This window comes from Pseudomonas putida (assembly GCF_002025705.1).
Taxonomy (GTDB): Bacteria; Pseudomonadota; Gammaproteobacteria; order Pseudomonadales; family Pseudomonadaceae; genus Aquipseudomonas; species Aquipseudomonas putida_J.
In genome coordinates this window covers 3,286,266-3,308,659 of sequence record NZ_CP018846.1, presented here as the reverse complement: position 1 = coordinate 3,308,659, position 22,394 = coordinate 3,286,266, and the positions used below count along the sequence as shown (strand labels likewise).

18 protein-coding genes and 2 pseudogenes are annotated in these 22,394 nt (G+C 59.8%); 4 read left to right on the top strand and 16 right to left on the bottom strand.

The window, feature by feature from the left end; genetic code table 11:
• The first annotated feature begins 527 nt into the window (after positions 1 to 527).
• From BUQ73_RS14880 to hisD, 4 genes are all read left to right on the top strand, one after another.
• Entirely contained in the window at positions 528 to 1,607 is a 1,080-nt protein-coding gene (locus BUQ73_RS14880; RefSeq protein ID WP_079228614.1) for a LacI family DNA-binding transcriptional regulator, read from the top strand.
• 105 nt (positions 1,608 to 1,712) lie between these two features.
• The gene (locus BUQ73_RS14875; RefSeq protein WP_079228613.1) at positions 1,713 to 2,858 is read left to right on the top strand and encodes an MFS transporter; all 1,146 of its coding nucleotides are present in this window, start codon (positions 1,713 to 1,715) and stop codon (positions 2,856 to 2,858) included.
• 76 nt (positions 2,859 to 2,934) lie between these two features.
• Entirely contained in the window at positions 2,935 to 3,747 is an 813-nt protein-coding gene (locus tag BUQ73_RS14870) for a helix-turn-helix domain-containing protein (protein ID WP_079228612.1), read from the top strand.
• 164 nt (positions 3,748 to 3,911) lie between these two features.
• The gene (gene hisD, locus BUQ73_RS14865) at positions 3,912 to 5,219 is read left to right on the top strand and encodes a histidinol dehydrogenase (protein ID WP_079228611.1); all 1,308 of its coding nucleotides are present in this window, start codon (positions 3,912 to 3,914) and stop codon (positions 5,217 to 5,219) included.
• Positions 5,220 to 5,312: 93 nt separating this feature from the next.
• Here hisD and BUQ73_RS14860 read toward each other — a convergent pair whose 3' ends face one another.
• From BUQ73_RS14860 to BUQ73_RS14785, 16 genes and pseudogenes are all read right to left on the bottom strand, one after another.
• Positions 5,313 to 6,326, bottom strand: coding sequence for a methionine ABC transporter ATP-binding protein (locus tag BUQ73_RS14860; RefSeq protein ID WP_079228610.1), 1,014 nt, complete (start codon positions 6,324 to 6,326; stop codon positions 5,313 to 5,315).
• 3 nt (positions 6,327 to 6,329) lie between these two features.
• Positions 6,330 to 7,100, bottom strand: a complete 771-nt coding sequence (locus tag BUQ73_RS14855; RefSeq protein ID WP_079228609.1) for a MetQ/NlpA family ABC transporter substrate-binding protein — start codon at positions 7,098 to 7,100, stop codon at positions 6,330 to 6,332.
• Positions 7,101 to 7,121: 21 nt separating this feature from the next.
• Complete coding sequence (locus tag BUQ73_RS14850) at positions 7,122 to 7,787, bottom strand: methionine ABC transporter permease (protein ID WP_060512022.1); 666 nt, start codon at positions 7,785 to 7,787, stop codon at positions 7,122 to 7,124.
• A complete protein-coding gene (locus tag BUQ73_RS14845) occupies positions 7,784 to 9,154 on the bottom strand; it encodes an LLM class flavin-dependent oxidoreductase (protein ID WP_079228608.1) in 1,371 nt (456 codons plus the stop codon). The genes BUQ73_RS14850 and BUQ73_RS14845 overlap by 4 nt, the downstream gene beginning before the upstream one ends.
• A gap of 12 nt (positions 9,155 to 9,166) precedes the next feature.
• The gene (locus BUQ73_RS14840; protein ID WP_079228607.1) at positions 9,167 to 10,390 is read right to left on the bottom strand and encodes an SfnB family sulfur acquisition oxidoreductase; all 1,224 of its coding nucleotides are present in this window, start codon (positions 10,388 to 10,390) and stop codon (positions 9,167 to 9,169) included.
• A gap of 196 nt (positions 10,391 to 10,586) precedes the next feature.
• Positions 10,587 to 12,056, bottom strand: a complete 1,470-nt coding sequence (locus BUQ73_RS14835; RefSeq protein WP_079228606.1) for an MFS transporter — start codon at positions 12,054 to 12,056, stop codon at positions 10,587 to 10,589.
• 805 nt (positions 12,057 to 12,861) lie between these two features.
• Positions 12,862 to 13,055 (bottom strand): annotated as a pseudogene (locus BUQ73_RS28995) (hypothetical protein); the annotation flags it as partial.
• A 54-nt stretch (positions 13,056 to 13,109) separates the two neighbouring features.
• Positions 13,110 to 13,547 carry an NTF2 fold immunity protein gene (locus BUQ73_RS14825; protein ID WP_079228605.1) on the bottom strand — a complete coding sequence of 146 codons (438 nt, stop codon included), beginning with the start codon at positions 13,545 to 13,547 and terminating at the stop codon, positions 13,110 to 13,112.
• Positions 13,525 to 13,800, bottom strand: coding sequence for a DNA/RNA non-specific endonuclease (locus tag BUQ73_RS28690; protein WP_237772704.1), 276 nt, complete (start codon positions 13,798 to 13,800; stop codon positions 13,525 to 13,527). The genes BUQ73_RS14825 and BUQ73_RS28690 overlap by 23 nt, the downstream gene beginning before the upstream one ends.
• Positions 13,801 to 13,825: 25 nt before the next feature.
• Positions 13,826 to 16,168, bottom strand: a pseudogene (locus BUQ73_RS28685) (RHS repeat-associated core domain-containing protein); the annotation flags it as partial.
• A gap of 63 nt (positions 16,169 to 16,231) precedes the next feature.
• A complete protein-coding gene (locus tag BUQ73_RS14810; protein WP_079228604.1) occupies positions 16,232 to 16,678 on the bottom strand; it encodes a YrhA family protein in 447 nt (148 codons plus the stop codon).
• Positions 16,679 to 17,161: 483 nt separating this feature from the next.
• Positions 17,162 to 17,629 (bottom strand): YrhA family protein, encoded by a 468-nt coding sequence (locus tag BUQ73_RS14805; protein WP_079228603.1) that lies wholly within the window; start codon positions 17,627 to 17,629, stop codon positions 17,162 to 17,164.
• A 2-nt stretch (positions 17,630 to 17,631) separates the two neighbouring features.
• Positions 17,632 to 18,855 carry a PAAR domain-containing protein gene (locus BUQ73_RS14800; RefSeq protein ID WP_079228602.1) on the bottom strand — a complete coding sequence of 408 codons (1,224 nt, stop codon included), beginning with the start codon at positions 18,853 to 18,855 and terminating at the stop codon, positions 17,632 to 17,634.
• Complete coding sequence (locus tag BUQ73_RS14795; RefSeq protein WP_079228601.1) at positions 18,852 to 19,427, bottom strand: DcrB-related protein; 576 nt, start codon at positions 19,425 to 19,427, stop codon at positions 18,852 to 18,854. Before BUQ73_RS14795 ends, BUQ73_RS14800 begins: the two co-directional genes overlap by 4 nt.
• Before the next feature lie 21 nt (positions 19,428 to 19,448).
• Positions 19,449 to 21,284 (bottom strand): type VI secretion system tip protein TssI/VgrG, encoded by a 1,836-nt coding sequence (tssI, locus tag BUQ73_RS14790; RefSeq protein ID WP_079228600.1) that lies wholly within the window; start codon positions 21,282 to 21,284, stop codon positions 19,449 to 19,451.
• A gap of 327 nt (positions 21,285 to 21,611) precedes the next feature.
• Complete coding sequence (locus BUQ73_RS14785; RefSeq protein ID WP_079228599.1) at positions 21,612 to 22,295, bottom strand: type 1 glutamine amidotransferase domain-containing protein; 684 nt, start codon at positions 22,293 to 22,295, stop codon at positions 21,612 to 21,614.
• Positions 22,296 to 22,394 lie beyond the last annotated feature (99 nt).

The following is a 22,394-nucleotide window of genomic DNA, read 5'->3' as shown; positions in this document are numbered from 1 at the left end:
GCCTCCATCAGGTTATGGCGGGTCGCTCCAGACCCTGGAAAAGTTGCCGGCATGGCTTCGCCATGCAGCGCTCAGCGCCACAGAAAAAAACCAGCCGGCAGGGATCAGCGAGCGAGCCGGTCAGGCTCGCTTGGCAAAAGGTTCGGGTTCGGGAGTACACACAGGAACGTGAGGGCGATCGCCACGCAGCGATGCGTGCGTCGGACCCGGCACTGCCAGGTCGTGACGTTGGGAAGGCATGACTGATGGCGTCATGGTTCACCTCGGTTGTTGTTATTTATAGTGGGTTATACGTATAACCTTTCGAGCCAAGATATCACTCAAAATGGTGTTGTCAATCTTCGTGATAGTCGATTTTTAATGATTTCACGACAGATGGTTATACGTATAAGAATAAGCTTGCCGAGGTGCTGCCATTTGCGTACGGTAGGAGCTCGCACCGCGCCGGTGATAGACTCGCTGGCCAGCGTCAGGCAGCCAATGAAGGCGGCCATGGCCCATGGCGGTGACTGAACGGACGTATTCCAATGGTTTCGATGAAAGACGTGGCAAGGGAAGCTGGGGTTTCCCAGCCTGCGGTTTCCTATGCCTACAGTGGCTCCAGCAAGATCTCGACGACTCAGCGCGAGCACATTTTTGCCGTCGCCGAGCGCCTGGGTTATCCGGGGCCTAGCGTGCGCGGTCGCAGCCTGCGCTCAGGGCGCGTGGGTGCTATCGGGCTTGTGGTGATGGACCAGTTGTCCTACGCCCTGGAAGATCCCTGGGCCGTCTCGCTGCTCAAAGGCATCAGTCGCGTCGACGCCTTGGCCAATGTCGCCTTGACCTTGTTCCCGATGAACAGCACCAAGCTGGAAGCACAGGGCAGCGATTCGACGCTTGCCGTCAGGGGGCTGGTCGACGGCCTTATCGTTTCGACGTTGCCGGACGATCACCCGTTGGTGCCTTTCATCGCCAATCGGCAGTTGCCGCTGGTCGTGGTGGATTCGCCAAAACTGCCGGGCGTCAATTATGTGGGTATCGATGACCACGGCGCTGCGATGGTGCAGATGAATCATTTGCTTGAACTGGGGCATCTCAAGATCGGCATCATCGTCGAGCGTCTGCGGCCAGACGGGCAGACCGGTCCGGTGTCGCGCGAGCGTTTCGCCGCATCCACTGAAATGATCGCTCGCGAGCGTCTGGGTGGCTATGTCGAAGCGGCCGAACAGGCGGGGCTCAGCTTCGAAGCCCTGCGGATCGTCGAAGCGGGCGGCTTTACCCAGGAACTGGGCGAGCGGGCTGCCCGTGGGCTATTGGGCCAGCAGGAAGTCACAGCGGTGATTGCTGTTTCGGACGTGATGGCGCTGGGCTGCCTGACAGCGGCACGCGCACTGGAATACAAGGTCCCTGAGGAGCTGTCCGTCATTGGCTTCGATGATATCCCCGATGCTGCGCGCTTTGATCTGACCACCATTCGCCAGCCTCTGGTCGAGAAGGGCGAGTGGGCTGCACGTGTGCTGACACAGTTGATCGAAGCCGGCCCTGAGGCAGAAGCCGCACGTGAGAAGATTTTCCCGACCCGGCTGATCGTCCGGGGCACCACGGCCAGCCCTGCCACGGCTGCCTGACTGCCTCCGCGCACCCATAGCCGGGGGTTGAGCCCCGCAAGAGAGATTCGATACGCCCTTTGCAAGGTGGCGTAATGTTCATTGCTTGTAAAAAGTGGTTTCCAGATGAGCATCATTCAAGAACGGTTATTCAGCCGCAAAACGTTGTCGGCCTGCCGCCTGGCGTTCTTCCTGTCCGGTGCAGGCATGGGCGCCTGGGCACCCCTGGTGCCTTATGCGCGGGAGCGGGCGGACATTTCCGAGGGTCAACTGGGGCTGTTGCTGCTGTGCCTGGGGACTGGCTCGATGTTGATGATGCCCTTCGTCGGGCGCCTGGCCCACCGAATCGGTTGCCGCAACACGATGTACCTGGCCAGTGTCGGCATTGCGGCGAGCCTGTTGGCGTTGGCGGTGGTGCCGTCATACTGGCAGCTGGTTGTTGCGCTGTTGCTGTTCGGTGCCTCGATCGGCACTGCGGATGTCAACATGAACCTTCAAGGGGCGATGGTCGAACAGCACTACAACCGGCCGATGATGTCCGGCTTTCATGGGCTGTTCAGTGCCGGCACGATCTTCAGCGCGGCACTGGTCAGCGTGTCGCTCTGGCTGGGACTGACGCCGGTGCAGGCCATCGGCACCTTGCTGCTGGCCGGCACACTGGCGCTGGTCACCGTGGGGAGAAACATGTTGCCGTTTGCCACGCTGGAGGCGAAAACCCGACGCTCGCGGCCCACGGGTTTCATCGTGCTGCTGGGCGTGCTGTGCTTCATTGCCTTTCTGGTCGAAGGTTCGATGCTGGACTGGAGCGCCGTGTTCCTCAATAGCGAACGGAACATGCCGATGGACATCGCCGGTATCGGCTACGCGGCGTTCTCGGTCACCATGGCCGCTGGGCGCCTGTCGGGGGATGTGCTGGTTGCCCGCTTTGGTACGCGGCTGCTATTGGTGGCGGGCAGTGCCATTGGGCTCGCAGGCATGGCTGCGGCCATTGTGCTCGATCATTGGCTGGCTTCGGTCATCGGCTTCGTCCTGGTGGGCGCCGGCATTGCCAACCTGGTGCCGATTTTCTGTTCTTGCGTGGGCCGGCAACGGCAGATGGCGGTGGCGCAGGGGCTGGCGATCATGAACAGCATCGGCTACATGGGCATTCTCATGGGCCCTGCGCTGATCGGCTTCCTGGCCCATGTCACCTCACTGTCGGTGGCATTGATGGCCGCCGCGTCACTGCTCTGCGTGGTGCTGTGCTGCTCGAAGGTGGCGCTCAAGCCATGAAGCGATTTGACGCAACTTGCCGCGCCCGGGTGAAGCAAAACACTGCGTCATGCTGTGTTGCCCAGAGGATTGCCCGATGAGTAACGATGATTTTCTGCCAGAGAACCTCAAGACTCTGAGCGAACAGGCCGGGACCATCTCCGACCTGTGCCGCAAGATCGGTATCAACCGGCAGCAGTTCAACAAGTACCTGGCGGGGACGCATGCACCCTCCAAACACAACCTGCGTGCGATCGCCGCGTTCTTCGGCTTGAGTGAAGACGTGCTGTTCTCGAACCCTGGCGACTTCCGCTCGATGCTGCAGGGCGGCCACTTCCATTTGTTCAGAAGCATTGTCCAGGCCCCGAAAATGTTGATGTTCCTGAACGAGATGATGGGGGCAGGGGAGGCACGCCAGCATGACATTACGGGGGTGTATGAACGCTACCATTACTCGTCGATCTACCCGGGGCAAGTCGTGCGCTCGATATTCTGCATCTACGAGCGTGAAGGCATGCTTCAGCATTACTACGTCGAGCGCTTTCCCAGCATGGATGGCACCGGGAAAATGGATTACCACTTCAAGTACCACGGCTTGAGCTTCATGCTTGCCGGCCGGATCTTCTGTCTGGACTTCGAAACCATCCAGCGCAACGAGATGACGTTCAGCAACCTTGCGGCGGTAAGCCGCAACTCAAAAAAATTCATCTTTGGCGTGACCAGTGGCATCGCGGCGACCATGGTCCGCCAGCCTGTCGCCGCCAAGGTGGCCATGGGCCTGATCAGCAAAGGGCTCATCAAAAAGGATCACATTCGCCGCGCCACTGTGCTTGACGCAGGAGACCCGTCCATCCCGCGTGAGGTTTACAACTACCTGAACAGTGGCACGGGATTGCTGAATTCGGCGTGACGCTGCGCAAAAGCCAGGGGGCCAGGGCTTGGCGCATGAGCGCAGTGTACTGCGTCACTTTGCGTCACTTGTTTGCCAGGTGAGAAATTGAGCCTGCGCATGGGCAACCGTAACGTGTTCACCACAAGACGCGCTGGCGTCTGTCTACAACAAAGGTGAACGTGATGGCTGAGTGGATCAAGAAAGCAAAACCTACCGAGCAACAGGCAGCTGCCAACGAGCAGGTCAAACAGGATGTCTCGCGCATTCTGCTAGACATCGAGAAGCGCGGTGATGCGGCCGTGCGTGAGTTGTCGGTGAAGTTCGACGGTTGGGACCGCAGCGATTACCGTCTGAGCGCTGCCGAAATCCAGCAGTGCATGGACCAGCTGACCGATCGGGAGCGGGATGACATCCTCTTCGCCCAAGCCCAGGTACGCCGCTTCGCCGATGCCCAGCGTGCGTCGATGCTCGATTGCGAGATCGAGACGATCCCGGGCGTGGTGCTGGGCCACAAGCATATCCCCGTCAACGCTGCAGGTTGCTATGTGCCAGGTGGCAAGTACCCCCTTCTGGCCTCGGCGCACATGTCCATCGTCACGGCAAAATCGGCAGGCGTGCGCAACATCGTGACCGCTGCTCCGCCATTCCAGGGCAAGCCAGCCCCTTACATCGTCGCTGCCCAGCACCTGGCGGGCGCCGATGAAATCCTTTGCCTCGGCGGGATCCAGGCGGTCGGCGCCATGGCCATCGGCACCGGCTCCATCAACCCGGTCGATATCATCGTTGGCCCGGGCAATGCCTATGTGGCCGAGGCCAAGCGCCAGTTGTTCGGCCGTGTCGGCATCGACCTGTTTGCAGGCCCGACAGAAGTCTTGCTGATCGCCGACGACTCGGTGGACGGTGAGCTGTGTGCCACCGACCTGCTGGGCCAGGCGGAGCACGGCAAGGACTCGCCGGCTGTGCTGTTGACCACCTCGCGGGAGCTGGCCGAGGACACCCTCAAGGAAATCACCCGCCTGCTGAAGATTCTGCCGACTTCTGCCATTGCCGGTGAGGCGTGGGAAAACTTTGGTGAAATCATCCTCTGCGAGTCGTTCGAGGAGATGGTCAGGTTCTCGGATGAGTACGCTTCCGAGCATGTGCAGATCATGACCCGCGACGACGATTACTTCGTCAAGCACCTGAGCAACTATGGCGCCCTGTTTGTCGGCCCGCGTACCAACGTCTCCTACGGCGACAAGGTCATCGGCACCAACCACACCCTGCCGACCAACAAGGCGGCTCGCTACACCGGCGGTCTGTGGGTAGGGAAGTACATCAAGACCTGCACCTACCAACGGGTGCTCACTGACGAGGCCTCGGCCCTGATTGGTGAATACTGCTCGCGCCTGTGCCTGATGGAAGGCTTTGTGGGGCATGCCGAACAGGCCAACCTGCGCGTGCGCCGGTACGGCGGCAAGGATGTAGCGTTTGGTGCTGCCGCTGTATAAGGGCGCGGCATTGCGTGGAAAGGCCCCTGGTGCATCGCCACTCGAGCGTTGATCGTCAGGGCCACCGCAGGCCGGCCTGCGGTGACCCGGTGCTCACACCCATTCGGCCCTATCGGCCAGCAGGCCGGCCCGCTGCATCAGCAGGTCGGCCGGGGCCGAGCTGCTGATCGCCAGGCGCAGGCGCCCGAGGTAGCGGCCTTGGATGGGTTCGAGGGTGCCTGAATGCAGGCTCACGCCTTCGCCCAGTGCCGCGCCGATAGCCTGCAGGTCGGGCTGCAATTGCCGGTTGCCGGTGTAATGCAGGTCGAGGTAGCGCTGCTCGGTGTCGATTGCCATGCGCGGTAGTGTGGCGTCGCTCAGCAGAATACGGCTGACGGGGTGACGGGGGTTGCCGAACACTTCCCATACCTCACCGGCTTCGACGATGCGGCCTTGTTCCAGCACCGCCACGCGGTCACACAGGTCGCGTATCACCTGCATCTCGTGGGTAATCAGGACGATGGTCAGGCCCAGCCGCTGGTTGATGTCGCGCAACAGTTCGAGCACCGACTGGGTACTCTGCGGGTCGAGCGCCGAAGTGGCTTCGTCGCACAGCAGAATCTGCGGCTGCAACACCAGCGCCCGGGCGATGCCCACGCGCTGCTTCTGGCCGCCCGAGAGCTGCGCCGGGTAGTCCCCGGCGCGCTCTGCCAGGCCGACCAGCTGCAGCAGCGCCTGTGCCTGGGCGCTGCGCTGCGCGCGTGGCACACCGGCCATGCGCAGCGGCAGTTCGACATTTTCCGCGACGGTGCGATTGGCCAGCAGGTTGAAGTGCTGGAAGATCATCGCCACGTTGCGTCGCAAGGCCTGCAGGTGCTTGCCTTGCAGCCCGGCAATGTCCTGGCCGTCGATCAGTACCTGGCCAGCGCTGGGTGCCTCCAGGCGGTTGAGCAGGCGCAGCAGCGAGGACTTGCCCGCGCCACTGCGGCCGATGATGCCGAATACCTCGCCGCGGCGTACCTCAAGGTCGACGGTATCGAGCGCACTGACCCCGCCATAGTGCTTGTGGATGCCCCGCAGTTGCACGTGGGCCTGGGCAGACTGGAGCTGTTGCTGGAAGTGGCTCATGGCTCAGAAACCCGGGGCAATCTGGCCCTTGTAGCGGGTCAGGATGAAGTTGCGCACCTCTGGTGAATTGAGTGCCTTGGCCAGTTTCTGGATGCCTGGGTCCTGCAGGTTGTCGGGGCGGGCGACCAGGTATTCCACGTACAGGTCCTTGCCTTTCTCGACGATCAGCGCGCTGTTGGTATCGATACCGGCCTCCAGCGCATAGTTGGCGAAGACGAAGGCCAGGTCCACCTGCTTGACCGAGCGGGCCAGCATGGCGCCCTCCAGCTCGCGGATTTTCAGGTGGCGCGGGTTGTCGGTGATGTCACGCTGGGTGGACTGCGGGTTGGCCGGGTCCTTGAGTGTGATCAGCCCGGCTTCGGCCAGCAGCACCAGGGCGCGGCCAGTATTCACCGGGTCATTGGGGATGGCCACGCTGGCACCCTCCGGCAGCTCGGCCAGGGTCTTGTACTTGGCCGAGTAGGCACCGAATGGCTCGATGTGCACGCCCACCACCGGCACCAGGTCGGTATGCCGGGTCTTGTTGAAGTCGTTGAGGAACGGCCGGTACTGGTAGTAGTTGGCATCCAGGTGCTTTTGCGCCAGCTGCAGGTTGGGCTGGATGAAGTCGTTGAAAACCTTGATGTCCAGGTCCACGCCTTCCTTGGCCAGGGCCGGTTTGACGAATTCGAGGATCTCGGCATGGGGCACCGGCGTGGCGCCAACTACCAGGTGTTCAGCGGCCTGGGCACCGAAAGCGATGAAGGCAGCCAGGGCAGTGAGGGTCTTTTTCATGATGGGGATACCTTGCAGAAGTCAGCGTCGGGTGAAATGTCGTACCAGGCGGTCGCCGCTCATCTGCAGCACCTGCACCAGCAGGATCAGCAGCAGGACGGTGACCACCATCACATCGGTCTGGAAGCGCTGGTAGCCGAAGCGGATCGCCAGGTCGCCCAGCCCGCCACCACCAATCACGCCGGCCATGGCGGTGTAGTCGACCAGCACGATGGCGGTGACCGTGACGGCGGCGATCAGCCCGGTGCGGGCTTCGGGCAGCAGGGTGTAGCGGATGATCTGGGCAATGCTGCCGCCCATGGCCTGGCTGGCTTCCACCAGGCCGCGGTCGACCTCGCGCAGCGCGGTTTCTACCAGACGCGCGAAAAAAGGCGTGCAACCGACTACCAGCGGCGGGATGGTGCCCTTGACCCCGAGGGAGGTGCCGGTGAGCAGCGTGGTCAACGGGATCAGCACGATCAGCAGGATGATGAACGGCAGCGAACGCAGCACGTTGACCACCACGGAAAGCGCACGATAGAGGGGCCCGTTGGCCAGCAACTGGCGCTGGCCGGTGAGGTACAGCAACACCCCCAAGGGCAGGCCGAACAGCACAGTGAAGCCCAGTGCCGCGCCCAGCATGCTCAAGGTATCGAGGCAGGCCTGGGCGATTTCGGCCCAGTCGAGATTGGCCAGCAGTTCGTTCATCGGCGTGCCTCACGGCGCAGGGCGGCCACCGGGTGCGCGCCACCCAGGCGGTCGCCGCGACCGAACAGCTTGTTGCGCAACGTGCCGGGTTGGTAGGTGCGTTTGAACACTCCCCGGGCCTGCAGCTCCGGCACCAGCAGGTCGACCACCGCCTCGAAGGTTTCCGGCGCAACCACGCTGGCCAGATTGAAACCGTCGACACCGGTTTCAGCCACCCACTCCTGCAACTGGTCGGCCACGGTCTGTGCCGAGCCCACCAGCACCGGGCCGTCACCGCCGATGGCGCAGTAGTCGGCAATTTCCGCCGTGGTCCAGGTGCGTGACGGGTCGGCGCGGGTGAAGGCTTCCACTGCGGACTGGATGGCTTCGCTGGGCACGTCGCGCAACACCTGGTCGGGTGCGTATTCGGCGAAATCGATACCGGTCCAGCCGGCCATCAGCGTCAAGGCGCCGCTGGCGCTGGCGTACTGGCGATATTCGTCGAGCAGGGCCAGGGCCTGCTGGTCGGTGGGCGCGACAATGACCGTCAGTTGCTCGAGGATCTGTACATCCTCCGGTGCGCGGCCTGCGGCAGCCACCGCAGCGCGCAGTTCGGCAACCTGTTTGCGCAGCACCGCCTTGCTGGGCGCGGCGACGAACACACACTCGGCATTGGCGGCAGCGAAGGCGCGCCCGCGGCTCGACGCGCCGGCCTGATAGATCACCGGCGAGCGTTGCGGCGAGGGTTCGCTCAAATGAAAGCCCGGCACCTTGAACCAGGTGCCCTGGTGGTCGATGCCGTGGACCTTGCGTGGGTCGGCGTACACCCCGGTTTGCCGGTTGGCCTGCACCGCGTCGTCGTCCCAGCTGGTTTCCCAGAGTTTGTAGCAGACTTGCAGGTATTCCTCGGCCAGCGCATAGCGCTGATCGTGGCTGAGGGGCGGTTGGCCCAGGTTGCGCGCGCCGCTGGCGAGGTAAGAAGTGACGATGTTCCAGCCTGCGCGCCCCTGGGTCAGGTGATCGAGGGTGCTCATGCGCCGGGCGAACGGGTAGGGGTGTTCGAACGACACCGACGCGGTCACGCCGAAACCCAGGTGGCGAGTGGCGGCGGCCATGGCGGGTACCAATTGCAGCGGGTCGTTGACCGGCACCTGGGCGGCGTTGCGCAGGGCTGCGTCGGCATTGCCGCCATACACGTCGTACACGCCCAGCACGTCGGCGATGAACAGGCCGTCGATGCAGCCACGCTCCAGGGTCCTGGCAAGTTCCACCCAGTAGTGGATGTCGGTGTAGCGGGTGGCCTGGTCCCGCGGGTGGCGCCACAGGCCGGGCGACAGGTGGCCGACGGTGTTCATGGCGAAGGCATTGAGGCGGATCTGCTTGGTCATGGTCGGGCGGCCTCAGTTCCAGTCATGGCGGGCAGGCTTGATACCGTTCAGCGCCCAGTTGCCGACCAGGTGATACTTCCAGCGCACCGGGTCGTGCAGGGTATGCACCCGGGCGTTGCGCCAGTGGCGGTCAAAGTTGTGCTGGGTCAGCGACGAGCGCGTGCCGCCGAGCTCGAACAGGCGGTTGCTGGCCTCGATGGCCACCTCGGTGGTAAGCACCTTGGCCTTGGCCACGGCGACCGACGCCAGGGCCACGTTGTCTTCATCCGGTGCCGGCTTGGCCGCATCCAGCGCCAGGCCCGCGCGTTCAAGCAGTGCCTCGGCGGCTTCCTGGCGGATTTCCAGCGAGCCGACCTGGATGATGGTCAGCGGGTCTTCGCTGGCTTTTTCGACCTTGGCATCGATCCATGGCCGGGCATGCTGGCGTACGAAGGCAATGGTGTCGTCCAGCGCCGCACGGCCGATGCCGGCATCGATGGCGGCAGTGGTCAGTTGGGCGAAGGGGCCTGCCAGGGTCGGGCGTTCGTAGGAGCGGTAGCTGGGGAACAGGTTGAACGCAGGCACCCGCAGGCCATCGAGCAGCACCGTGCCGCTGGAGGTGGTGCGCTGGCCCATGCTGCTCCAGTCGTCGACGATCACCAGGCCAGGCGTGCCGCGTTCGACGAAGGCAAGCTGTGCACGGTCCTGCTCATCCAGCGCCAGTACCCCGATCCAGTGGGCGTACAACGAGCCGGTGCAGTAGCCTTTGCGCCCATCGATGCGATAGCCCTCGCCCTCGGCCACCAGGCGGGTGCGGATGTCCTGGACGGTCTTGCCGCCGGTTTCCGACAGCGCATTGGCAAAGCGATGGCCCTGCAGCACCAGGGCGAAGAAGTGGCGTTGTTGCTCAGGCGTGCCTTGCAGGCGGATGTCTTCGAGCAGGCAGTAATGGTTTTGCGGGATCTGCCCAAGCGAGGGGTCGGCGGCAGAGACGATGGCGATCACCTGGGCCAGCGTTGCGAAGGACACCTCGGCACCGCCATGTTGCCGGGGCACGGTGATGCCCCACAGTCCGCTGTTGGAGAATGCGTCGACAATGTCTGCCGGTACTTCCCGGCGCCGATCGCGTTCGGCTGCGTCTTCACGCAGCAGGGCGGCGACCTGGTGGGCGACGGCGATCGCTTCGGCGTCGTCGCGGATGATGTGCGCTGCGGGGCGGCGGATTTCGTAGGCAGCAGAGAGAATTTCGCTAGGCATGGACAACTCGATGTGTAGTCGGACAACTTCACATTGCAGCTGTTGTGCCAGCCATTAAAACACCGTAAATCAAGGCTTTGCGGCCAAATGACGATGATTGTCGCTGTGTGAAAGCGCTGCCAACTGTTGCCGTGGTGTTTGCCCGGCAACAGTGTCATGGCTGGCTGCTGTGCCACCGAATGGACTGATGGCGGACTCAGGGTTCGCTGATCTGCGACAGCGGCCTGGCCACCTGTTCGAGCGAGCGCCGCTCTGCCGCCACGCCCCAGATCGCCTGGGTCGCGGCGGCGATGATCATCAGCGCAGCGCCGATCAGGTAGCCGTACATCACGTTGATGCGCTCGCCGGTTTCAATCAGCGCGCCGAACAAGGTCGGCCCGATCAAGCCGCCCAGCCCGGTGCCGAATGCATAAAACACGGCAATGGCCAGCGCACGGATTTCCAGCGGGAAGGTTTCCGCCACGGTGAGGTAGGCCGAACTGGCGGCGGCCGAGGCGAAGAAAAAGATCACCATCCAGGCCAGGGTCTGTTGGCTCACGTCGAGCATCTGCTGCTGGAACAGGTAGCCGCTGACGGCCAGCAGCACACCCGAGATCAGGTAGGTGGAGCTGATCATGATCCGCCGGCCGACCAGGTCGAACAGCCTGCCGAGCAGCAGTGGTCCGCAGAAGTTGCCGAGCGCGAAGGGCAGGATGTACCAACCCACCTTGGCCGACGGCACCCCGTAGAAGTCGGTCAGCACCAGCGCATAGGTGAAGAAGATCGCGTTGTAGAAGAATGCCTGCGCGGTAAGCAAGGTCAGGCCCACCAGGGCGCGGCGGCGATGCTCGACGAACAGGCTCTGGAACACCTCTCGCAGCGGCGTATGGTCCCGTGCGCGAAGACGCAGAGGAGGGGCCTGCAACGGCGCAATCGCGATCCCGCGCTGGTGGTAGTGGCGTTCGATGTTGGCGACGATGCGCTCGGCCTGTTCGGGTTGGTTGTGGATCATCAGCCAGCGTGGGCTTTCGGGTATCCACAGGCGCATCAGCAGGATCAGCAAGCCAAGCACTGCGCCGATGCCGAAGCATAAGCGCCAACCGAGTTCGCCACCGGCAACCGCCGGGTCGAGCAGGACCACCGCACCGCCTGCGCCGAGTGCAGCACCGATCCAGAAGGTGCCGTTGATGGTCAGGTCGACCCAGCCACGATAACGCGCCGGGGTGAACTCCTGGATGGTCGAGTTGATCGCCGTGTACTCGCCACCGATGCCGGCCCCGGTGAGAAAGCGGAACAGCAGAAAGCTCCATAGGCTCCAGGAGAAGGCGGTTGCTGCCGTGGCACCGATGTACAGGAACAAGGTGATGAAGAACAGCCTGCGCCGGCCGAGGCGGTCGGTCAGCCAGCCGAACAGCAGCGCGCCGACTACAGCACCGGCGATGTAGGCGGCGCCTGCCAGGCCGATGTCGGTGTTGCTCATATGCAGTGCAGGGCTGTTCTTGAGCGCGCCGGCCACCGAACCCGCCAGGGTGACTTCAAGGCCGTCGAGTAGCCAGGTGATACCCAGTGCCAACACCAGCAAGGTGTGATAACGCGTCCACGGCAGGCGGTCGAGGCGAGCGGGGATGTCGGTGCTGTAAAGGCGCCCCGAGCCATCGTTGGGCTGCTGCAAAGCTTGGGTTGTCACTGCAATTCCTTCTCTGACAGGTTTGCGCTGCCTTTTGTAGGAGTGGCCTTGCCGGTCCGGCGCCCCGGCAAGGCCGCTCCTGCAAGAGCATCGTAAGCTAGCTGCCTGAGCCGCCGCTTGAACCTGTACCACTTGTCCCGCTACCCGTGCTGTTGCCACTCGAACCACTCGAGCCGGAACCCGAGCCGTTGGTGGTGCCATCACCCGGGACCTACCCCTCAGGCCAGTCCGGCGCCTCCTGTTCCGGTTCGGGTTGAGGCTTGGGGATGGGCTCGCCCGGGTTATGCAGCACGTCGTCGACAAACGGGTCGGGGTGGTTGGGGGCGATCATGACTAGTTTCCTGTTCTGAGTGATTACCCCTGTTTAGGGGGTGGTGCTGCGCTGGCTGTTCAATCCGATTCGCCGATGGCTGGTGGGTGGTTGCGCTGGAGCGAACGGATCAAACTTTTGAGGGCTGCCGGGTTCTTCTGAAGAGACAACACTGGTATGAGGCGAGCCCCATGAAGCACAGCGACGGCAAGACCGGCGACAAAGTCCCCCGGGCGATTTCCTCCGAAGAGGCGCAGCGAGGCGAGAGGGCGCCAGACCCGGTGCTTGAGCGACCGGACCCCTACCGAGGCGGTGGACAAGGTGATTACGCCGACATCGATCAAGGAGCAGGAAGAGATGACACGCGAGACTAAGGAGCGCTTGGCTGAGGTTGATGACAAGAAACGTCAGTGAACGCGGATGCAGAAGACCGGGCGTACAGTCCGGTCCCTTGATGGCAATGGCGGCGCAAGATCGGCAGGGGTTCTGGCTAATGAAGGCCAGGTGGTTGGTCGCTGCGCCGTAGCGGAATGCTTCACAGTTGATCAGTGAGCCGGGGTTGCGGCTGTGTAACTGGCCGTTGGCTTCGTACTCGTAGCGGATCTCGCCACGCAGTCGGCCGGCAGGGTCGAGGCAAGCTGCCAGGCCTTGCGCCCCATGGCGTCGTAGCCAAAGCAACTGGTGAGCTCACTAAACCAAATATATAAGGAAGCGCTAAAGCCAGTTGCAAGTCAAATAGTCAGTCAGACATATGTTTTTTGCCACTTCTGCCCATGCTGAAATTCTCGGCCAGAAACCATAAATACACCATTATCTATGGTAAAAATTAAACGAAACACAGAAGTTAAGCCCTTGGTTTTCCTGATAGTAACGGAGGCTTCCTTTTTACTAACCTTTATGTCATGTATCTCATCATTTTCATCGTCATATTCAGGATGCTTTCCGCAAACTAAATTCGCCACTCGATCATAGTTTCTTCCTTTCTCTAGTACGTATTTTCGGAAAATATTTAATAGGTCATTGCGCATAAGCTCTTCGAGATCCGTATCCAACGAACTCTTATCAAGGCTTTCAATACTTTTTTGATAGTATTTCGCTTCCCAGGTTCGCATTTCATGCATAAAACCATTTAGTACTCTCTCGAGATCATCGCCAGTATCAATTGCTGAATATTTTTCCATCTATAAGCGCTCCGTCTCGGGATACGTTGTAAAGTATTTTTGTTGGTCTCGTGCCGCCAGTGCCATATTTAAATATTAGCTCGACATCAACAGGTCCGTTGTTGAAGACATCCTTTGCGATTTGTTTTTCGAAATCCTTGAATAGACCGCGATTGATTTTTGAAAGCTGAGGGAATACTCCAGTCTTGCCCCCTGATCCTCCTAAAAGCTTACCAATTATATGCCCAGCGTCATCATCTTGGTTGCCTAGCATACGGACCCAAGCCCTTGAAGACTGGTTAGTGGCAGTGCCTGTCTTTAGATCCCTCTTCGTGATAGTAGCGGTTGCCCTCAGTTGCCCTCAGGGGTTGACCTGCTGCTCCCCTTGTCACATCGGTATTAACACACCATCCTAACGGATCAATCCATCCCGTTGAACTGGGAGCGTAACTGTAAAGGTTGAATCCTCCCAGTAACCCAATAGGGTCCTGAGTGGTAAAACGTGCGATTTCGGGATCATAGTAACGGAAGGTATTATAATGCAGCCCTACCTCAACATCGTTATATTGCCCTGAAAATCTTAGATTTTGCTCAATTTCTTGAATCGATAGGCATTCTATTGTGCCCCACGAACGATACGTCGCCTGCCAAACAATCTTGCCGTCGCTGTCGGTCAGTTCCAGCGGCGTCCCAATCTGGTCGGTATGGAAGTAGTAAATCTTCTGCTCTTCACCTTCCAGTTGATCAACCCGCGCCAACGGCGCATAGCTACCCGGCTCATAGAGGTACAGGATGCTCTGCCCAGGCGTCTCCTCCCGCAGCATCCTCAGCCCTTGCCAAAAAAACTGCTTCTGCTCGGTCGCGCCACCGATCTCAACCTGTTTGGCCACCCGCCGCCCCAGGCTGTCATAGCAATAACGCCCAACGCTCTTCAGCGTGCCGTCGACATACGTCTCGGCGTGCACCAGCCGGTTTTCGTCGTCATAGCTAAAACGCTGTTGCCTGGCATGGTGTCTGGTCCATTTTTCAATCAGGTTGCCCCAAGGATCGTAGCGGTACTCCTTATCTCGCCACTGCTTGATCCGGTTGTCCTTGATCTTGGCAAACTGCCGCGCATTGAGGTCCAAGGGGTTGGCCGCCGCGTCGTAGCGGAATGTTTCACTGTTGATCAGTGAGCCGGGGTCGCGACTGCGCAACTGGCCATTCGCTTCGTACTCGTACCTGATTTCGCCGCGTAGCTTGTCGAGCGTGCGCACCAACTCTCCAGCCGGGTCGTACTGGTAGCGGCGGTGGATCGGGTTGTAGGCATGCTCCACCAGCAACGAGGTATTGATACCGTTGTTGTGCACCTGCGACAGCTTGTCGGCTGGCAAGGTTGAGGCAAACTGCCAGGCCTTGCGCCCCATGGCGTCGTAGCCAAAGCAACTGGTTAGCTTGCCTTGGGTGCGGTAGACCTCGCGGTGCAGGTCGTCGCGCTCCATGTCGCTAATCACCTGGCCATCGAGGTTGAGCTGGTGCAGGTGGCCGCTGCCGTAATACAGGTGGTTGAGCGTGCGGCCATCCGGCAGGGTCAGCGTGGTCAGGTTGCTGAGGGCATCGTATTCATAGTCCAGTGCGCCGCTCCGGCTCAGCTCCTGCGTCAGCCGTCCGAGCAGATCGTAGCGGTACCCCAGCCTCTCCGCGGTGATGCCCAGCTTCTTGCCGGCATTGGTTGGTTGGCGCTGGATGCTCAGCAACCGGTCAGCCTCGTCGTAGGCGAAGTCTTGCCGCGCATCGCGGTTGACCTTGGCCAGCAATCGGCCAATGGCGTCGCGCTCGAACAATGTATGGCGTTCCGGGCGTTCGCCGTTTTCGCCGTAGCCGATTTCGTCCAGGCGAATCAGATGGCCGCCTGCGTCATAGCTGAAGCGCCGGGCCAGGTTGTCGACCCGTATTTCTTCAGTCAGCCGGTCCGACGCGTCATAGGCAAAGCGGTAGGCTGCGTTGTTCTCGTTGACCAGCGCGGTCAGGCGCAGGGCTTTGTCGTATTCGTAGTGGATCCACTCGCCCTTGGCGTCCTGCCGGTTGCTCGGCAAGCCGCGCAGGGTGCGTTGCACGCGCGTGGTCTGGCCTTTGCCGTCGGTGTGGGTCAGCACCTGACCTAGGGCGTTATAGGTGAATGCTTCCGAACTGCCGTCCGGGTGGTCGATCCGCAGCACCTCACCGTCCGGTTTGCGCTCCAAAGTGGTGGTCTGGTTCAGCGCATCGGTCACGGCGATCAGGTGCTGTCGCTCGTCGTAGCGGTACCAGGTGCTCTTGCCGGAACAGTCCTGAAAGTGTTCGACCTGGGCGTGAGCGTTCCACCACAGGTAACGGGACTTGAAGTTGTCATCGATGATCGTGTGCGGCAGGCCGTCATCGCTGATCAGGTACTGGGTCTTGTGGCCCAGCGGGTCGATCTCGGTGATGAGGTTGCCTTTGTCGTCGTAGCGCGACTGCCAGATGCTGCCGTCGGGGTAGCGAGTTTCGGTGACCAGGGGCGTGGCGAGGTGGTGCTTGTAGCGGATCGTGCGGCCCAGCGGGTCGGTTTCCTCGATCAGCCGGGAGAACTCGTCGTACTTGAGGGTTAGGTGATTGCCGTCGGGTAGCGTGAGGCCAATAATGATCGTTGAGGCAGCAAATCCCGGCATCAATCAAGCCGGTGATGATCCTGCACTAGACTGCAATCAATCTTGCAGCATCAATTCCAAGGCGTAACGCAACACCCCATCAAATGATAGGTATTCTTCATAAATATTATCGAATACCTGACGATCTCTGACCTGGTACTTGTTTGATGAGATTTCAAATACAAACACGTCCATCTCGCTGTCCCCGAGCACTAGGTAATCCGACATCCATTCCAAGTCGCGCCAGTTGAGGTTTAGCTCAATAAAGTCATTTGTTAGGCCTGCGCAGTCCACAAATTGAGCGGGACAAGTCGAGTATAGAAAAACACCATTTTCTGCGCCTCCATCGCAAAGCCCTAAAAATTCTATGTACTCAGAGGGTGGGGTGACGCCAAGCGCTTGCCGACAACGCTCAATAAATGCAAACAGCTCTTCCTCAGTCGCACCTGAGATTAATGCCGACATAGCAGATAACTTATCAGTCATTGGTTTAAAGTCAGGCATGGACTACATTCCCATTGGGCTATAAATCTACATCAATCATAGGTCAGTCAAGTGCTTTGATATCGCCGGGTTTCATGTTTCGAGTCATAGTGACTTGAGCGTTGGTTAAGGCTGTGTGATAAGGGTCATTTTTTATAAGGGTAAGATTTTTGAGTGTATTAGTATCGCTGTCATCTAGCGGCATTATGTGGTGAATCTGCCATTATCTACTCGGCAGCTTTCCACTCAAGATATTGGAGAGTTTATGGTCAGAAAAACCATACTGCCTTAATGTCGATTTTTTCAGCTCGTTAACCAGTTTTCTCTTGTGATCATAAACACCTCAACAAAAGCCAATGCACCTCTAGCCAAACTCCCAAACTGAAATTCCAAAGAGTCAACAACAGGAGGATGTACAGAGGCATCCAGAACTGTCCCTCCACCCAACCCTCCAGCCACCTCCGACTCAATGTAATAGTACACAGCGCTAACCTTATCAGTCTCTCAAGTGCGCTGCATAATTAGATTCACCATAAAGCCTAAAATATCGTCGAAGCATTCGAATTCCTCAAAAATATTATCAAAAGCTTGCTTGTCCCTCACTTGGTATCTTCCGCTCAGCAAGTCCAGCACATACTCGTCTTGATCGCTCTCCCCAAACACTAAAAAATTCTTCATAAACTCTACCTCCCTTGCAATTTGGTTTAATTCTAAAAAGTCATGACTAAAGCCATCACTGTCAGGGTACTTATGCGGCCGACTTGAATATATAAATACCCCTCCTGATGCCATGCCATCAAACTTTAACAAAAAATCCATATACTGCTTCGGGAGAATTGCAGAAAATTCTCGCCTTACAGATAGCTCAAGCAGTTCAATATCATGCTTACTGGCAGCCCTCCCCACAAATATCTCCGCGGGACAGAGTGAGTTGACCAATTTTAGTATTATCTTTTCAGCCTCAATATTCAATTTTATTCTCCGGGGCCTGGATAGATTTTCGAGTCTATGACTGGCCACTCCATCCAGCGCTTATCGCCAGCCAGCATTCCTTTTGTCAAAGCCTTCTGCTGATTCGTTAACACCTTATGGAATGGTTCACTTTTGATAAGTGTCAGATTGCTAAAATCATTTGTACCTCCATCGTCCAGAGGCCATACATGGTGAACCTCCCACTCTTTGCTAGGTACCCTTCCATTTTGAATTCTGCTTATTTCCGCATCATTAAATCCAGCCTTTTTTAGGAGGGCAACCTTCTCCGCATCGCTGGATAACTCTTTCAGGAACTGGGATCTAGCTCTGCTATCAAACTCCCTCCGCAGGGACTTCAATTGATCGGTCGGGCGTTTGATATAGAGAAATCTCTCGGTCTTCACATCCGGTAGCCTGTAAAGCTCACCGCGCAGCATGCCGATATAGCCTTTTGCGCTACGTCTTGTTATCTTCAGATTGCCAAAATTGGCAGCAAGACCTCCGTTCTCACCGAATCGGTAACGTGATGCCAAACTTCCGGCTATCACTGCTCCGCCAAACGCCAAAAGTTTTTGTTGATCAGAATCCTGACCATACAGCCTTACACCATAGCCACCTGCAACGGTGCCGCCAACTACTCCCCCAAACATTCCCCAGAGCGTCATTGCCGGCCCCACCAACGCCACCGCACTGGCAACCCCCACTCCAAACACCGCCGCCTCAAGCCATCCGGGTACTTCTGGAACGATCTCATCCGTAGTCTCGGTATCACCGCCGATAAACACGTTCGATGACCCTGCACTAATCCTCCCGTCACAGACTGTACGGTCCCCAACACGTGCAGCAGGTTGTCCATTGATGTAAACCGTACGACTGCCTTGAGCCAGGGTTTGCGGCACTCCGGGATGATCGGTGCACACCGCTTGATCGACATGCGCTCTGGCAGCGGGCCTGCCGTCGATATGCACGTTGTCAGAGCCTGAGGTAATCCACCCGGTCTCGCGCTGAGCATGCGAAAGACTTCCAAGCAACTGGCCAACCCCAGCACCGGTTGCGGCTCCAGCGCCGATCATGGCCGCAATCGCCAAACCACCCAGTCCGCCGGTTCCGACCACTGCAATCCCGACCAGCACCGCTCCGGCCCCTAGAGCAAGGCCGGCCATTAACCCGCTTAGTGCGCTAGAGTGTTCTATCGGATCATCCTGTCGCGCAGCCGCGCCGGTCATACGGCGGCTGCCTTTTCAACGCCCGTTGCGCGTAGCTCCAAGCTGCCAATCATCTCTTCGAAGGCACTGCGCTCGATAGCGGTCATGCCCTTCGGGTTGTTGCTGGTTGCCGTGATCTGGATCAGTAGCGGGCATCCGTGTTCGTCCCGGTGCAGAAAAATAAGCTGAATCTGGTGCACGGGCTGACCTTGTTGGCGCCAGCGCAACTCGGCTCGTCTAGCCTCCAGGCCTGCCACCTCGCCAGGTGAGAGCGGCTCGACCCATTGAAGATGAGCCAGTGATTTCTCCAATTCCTTCAACAACCGCTGAGAAAGCGCTTCCAGATCGGCGTCGGGTGAAACCTGCGATCGGCCTATTACCAGCGAAAACGGACTCGGCCCGATGTCAGTCAACGTCAGAAGTTGGTAGGTTTTGTCCTTCAACGCTTCTGGCCGAACAAAACTCAGTTCATTGGTCAGAAACCGCGAGGGCGGCACGGCTTTCAATGCTTCCTGTTCAAGGCGTTCACGCTCGAGTCGCTCTTGCTGTTCACGACGCTGTGAAAGCCGGTCATAAATGTTCGGACGATGCATGAGACTGTTCCTTGTCCCTGACTAGTTCTTGTTCAAATGGATGATGCTGCTACCTGTGAGGTCCACTTCCACGCCAGACAGGATGACTTTGCCGTCTGCTTTCATTTCCAGACGGCTGCCCCCAACTTCCAGCGTGATGGACGTTGCTGCCTTGATCCGCACAGCCCCCTGATCGACCGTGACGAAGTACGACCCTTCTTCCACCGCGATACTGCTTTCGAGGCGGATGGTTTCGGCGTGTTTGCCACCGACCTTGACGGATCGATTGCCGCCCACCTCGCGCTTTTCATCAGCCTCGACTTCGGTCTCCAGGTTGCGCTCCGCATGCAGGACGACTTGCTCGGCACCGCGCTTGTCGTCAAAGCGCAAGAAGTTGGCATTGGACTCTTTGCCCTTGATCGAGCGCGTCAACAGACCGCTCTGGGTCTTGTTCGCCGGCAGCGACCACGGCGGGGTATTGCTGCTGTTGTAGAGGCTGCCGATGATCAGCGGGCGGTCCGGGTTGCCGTCGAGAAACACCACCACCACCTCGTCTTCCACTCGCGGGATCTGGATGCTGCCGAAGCCCCCACTGGCCCCGGCCTGCGCCACGCGCACCCAGCAGGAGCTCTGGTCATTGAAGGCCCCGTGGCGGTCCCAGTGGAACTGCACCTTCACCCGGCCCAGCTCGTCGGTGAAGATTTCTTCGCCCGGCGGGCCGACGACAATGGCGGTCTGCGGGCCGCTGATGGTCGGCCTTGGCGTGCTCAGCGGCGGGCGGTACGGGATCTTCTTGCGTACGCAGGTGAAGGTGTTGAAGTACCCGGCCTGCTGGCCGGTGAGGTAGTTGTTGTGGCCTTCGCAGTTCACCTCCATCAGCAGAAACTCGCGCTCCTCCAGCGGGCCACGCTCATGGCCAGGGTGCTGCAGCAGCTCGAAGCTGTAGCCGGGGCGCATCGCGCGGCAGTTGCTGGCGCCCTCGAACCGTTTGGCGGTCAGCTCCAACGCCTCGATGCGCAGGCGCATCCACGCTTCGCCTTCGTCAGAAGTACTGTGGGTGTACTGGCCGGGGTCATAGACCTCGAAGCGCTGCACCTCACCCTGTTGGTTGATACTGCGCATCGCCACTGGCAAGCGGTTGCGCGGCTGGCGGTAGTCGAAGGTTTGCGCCGCCATGCTGCCGGCCTGCAGCTGGCGGCGGCCGCACCATTGGGTGATCGAGTCGGCGGTTTCGGTGACCGAGGCGCTGTGAAAGCGGATCTGCGGTTGCTCGGGAAGCGCGTCTTGCACGGTCGAGTCGTCACCGATGACCAAGGTGTGGCCTTCAAGGCTGTGCTCGAAAAAGTAGAACAGCCCGGCTTCATCCAGCAGGCGCTGGACGAAGTTGAGGTCGCTTTCGCGGTATTGGGTGATGTAGGTGTGGCGCTTCAGGGGCTGGCTGAGGCGCCAGGCATAGGCGGCGTAAGCCGGGTACAGGGCAAAAACTTGCGCGACGACTTCATCGACCGTGCAGTTCTGGAAGATGCGCGTGTCCGTGCGGTGCCGCAGCATCGCCAGCCACGGGCTCAGGGTGGCGCCGTAGCGGTCCAGGGCGCCATCGCTGCCCAGGCTGGCAAAGTGGGTGAGGTAGCCGTTGATGAAGCGCGGTGCGGCATCGGCCAGTTCGATCTCGAGGCTCACCTGCTGGCCGATCATCGACTTGAGCGGCATCTGCGGTGCGTCACTGAGCAGCAACAGTTCGTAGGCGAATGGCCGTGAAAGGCCATCCTGGCCCTTGAAGCTATGCAGCAGCAGAGGCTGGGCGGGTTCGGCCAGGTGGTGAAACTTGAACAGTCGGCGATGCTGCGGCGTCAGGCGTTCGGCCAGGTCCATGATCATTGCGTTGTCCTTGTGGGCGAGAAGCTCCCGGAGGTTAGGGCAATGATCGAAGGGGCATCAATGAACGGTGTGTTGAGGGAAAACAGGCGTTTGTAGGACCGGAAAAACGGGGTGATTTCACGTTTTCCTACACAATTTGCGAGCGCCTGTCGTCGGGAGGAGGGCGCCGGTTAAGCAATGGCGCTGCTTTGCGGCCGGTGCGCGGTCGACAAGGGCTTCACGCTCGAACCTGATCTCAAAAAATTTCTGAATCAACGAGTTACAAAATAGCCTGCATCCACAAGGCCCGGGCAGGCGACCTGTTCGGCTGCCCGGGCCCGCTCCATGTCAGCGCGCCAGGCGTTTGAGCAATGCCTGGGCCGCCGCTTCGGATGAGGCTGGGTTCTGGCCGGTGATCAAATGCCCATCTTCGACTACATAGCTTGCCCAGTCCGCCGCCTTGGAATAATGGCCGCCATTGGCCTTGAGCATATCTTCCACCAGGAACGGCACCACCTCGGTGAGCCCCACGGCTTGCTCTTCACTATTGGCGAAGCCGGTGACCTTCTTGCCTTTGACCACCGGATGCCCGTCTGGCGCCTTGACGTGCTTGAGCACGCCAGGCGCGTGGCACACTGCGGCAATCGGCTTGTTGGCGGCATAGAACGCTTCGAGCAAGGCCTTCGAATCCTTGTCCTCGGCCAGGTCCCACAGCGGTCCGTGGCCACCGGGGTAGAACACCGCATCGAAGTGGTAGGGGTCGATTTCGCCCAGCGGCACCGTGTCGGCCAGGGCCATCTGCCCGTCAGTGTCGCTGGCAAAGCGCCGGGTGGCGTCGGTCTGGGCGTCCGGTTCGTCGCTTTTCGGGTCCAGCGGTGGCTGCCCGCCTTTGGGCGAGGCGAGGGTGACGTCGGCGTTGGCGTCGACGAACACGTAGTAGGGCGCGGCGAACTCTTCCAGCCAGAAGCCGGTTTTCTTGCCGGTGTCCCCCAGCTGGTCGTGCGAGGTGAGCACCATCAGGATCTTTTTCATGCGAGCCACTCCTCCAGAAGTGAATAGGCAGCGCGCTGTTCGCCCTGCATGAAGGTGGGAGGGCAGCGCGCAGCAGGCGTTCAATCATAACGCTCGAAA

What these genes read in the sequence shown, in the direction of transcription:
- BUQ73_RS14880 (WP_079228614.1), top strand. Translation starts at nt 528, where the DNA reads ATGGTTTCGATGAAAGACGTGGCAAGGGAAGCTGGGGTTTCCCAGCCT.
- BUQ73_RS14875 (WP_079228613.1), top strand. Translation starts at nt 1,713, where the DNA reads ATGAGCATCATTCAAGAACGGTTATTCAGCCGCAAAACGTTGTCGGCC.
- BUQ73_RS14870 (WP_079228612.1), top strand. Translation starts at nt 2,935, where the DNA reads ATGAGTAACGATGATTTTCTGCCAGAGAACCTCAAGACTCTGAGCGAA.
- hisD (WP_079228611.1), top strand. Translation starts at nt 3,912, where the DNA reads ATGGCTGAGTGGATCAAGAAAGCAAAACCTACCGAGCAACAGGCAGCT.
- BUQ73_RS14860 (WP_079228610.1), bottom strand. Translation starts at nt 6,326, where the DNA reads ATGAGCCACTTCCAGCAACAGCTCCAGTCTGCCCAGGCCCACGTGCAA.
- BUQ73_RS14855 (WP_079228609.1), bottom strand. Translation starts at nt 7,100, where the DNA reads ATGAAAAAGACCCTCACTGCCCTGGCTGCCTTCATCGCTTTCGGTGCC.
- BUQ73_RS14850 (WP_060512022.1), bottom strand. Translation starts at nt 7,787, where the DNA reads ATGAACGAACTGCTGGCCAATCTCGACTGGGCCGAAATCGCCCAGGCC.
- BUQ73_RS14845 (WP_079228608.1), bottom strand. Translation starts at nt 9,154, where the DNA reads ATGACCAAGCAGATCCGCCTCAATGCCTTCGCCATGAACACCGTCGGC.
- BUQ73_RS14840 (WP_079228607.1), bottom strand. Translation starts at nt 10,390, where the DNA reads ATGCCTAGCGAAATTCTCTCTGCTGCCTACGAAATCCGCCGCCCCGCA.
- BUQ73_RS14825 (WP_079228605.1), bottom strand. Translation starts at nt 13,547, where the DNA reads ATGGAAAAATATTCAGCAATTGATACTGGCGATGATCTCGAGAGAGTA.
- BUQ73_RS28690 (WP_237772704.1), bottom strand. Translation starts at nt 13,800, where the DNA reads ATGCTAGGCAACCAAGATGATGACGCTGGGCATATAATTGGTAAGCTT.
- BUQ73_RS14810 (WP_079228604.1), bottom strand. Translation starts at nt 16,678, where the DNA reads ATGCCTGACTTTAAACCAATGACTGATAAGTTATCTGCTATGTCGGCA.
- BUQ73_RS14800 (WP_079228602.1), bottom strand. Translation starts at nt 18,855, where the DNA reads ATGACCGGCGCGGCTGCGCGACAGGATGATCCGATAGAACACTCTAGC.
- BUQ73_RS14795 (WP_079228601.1), bottom strand. Translation starts at nt 19,427, where the DNA reads ATGCATCGTCCGAACATTTATGACCGGCTTTCACAGCGTCGTGAACAG.
- tssI (WP_079228600.1), bottom strand. Translation starts at nt 21,284, where the DNA reads ATGATCATGGACCTGGCCGAACGCCTGACGCCGCAGCATCGCCGACTG.
- BUQ73_RS14785 (WP_079228599.1), bottom strand. Translation starts at nt 22,295, where the DNA reads ATGAAAAAGATCCTGATGGTGCTCACCTCGCACGACCAGCTGGGGGAC.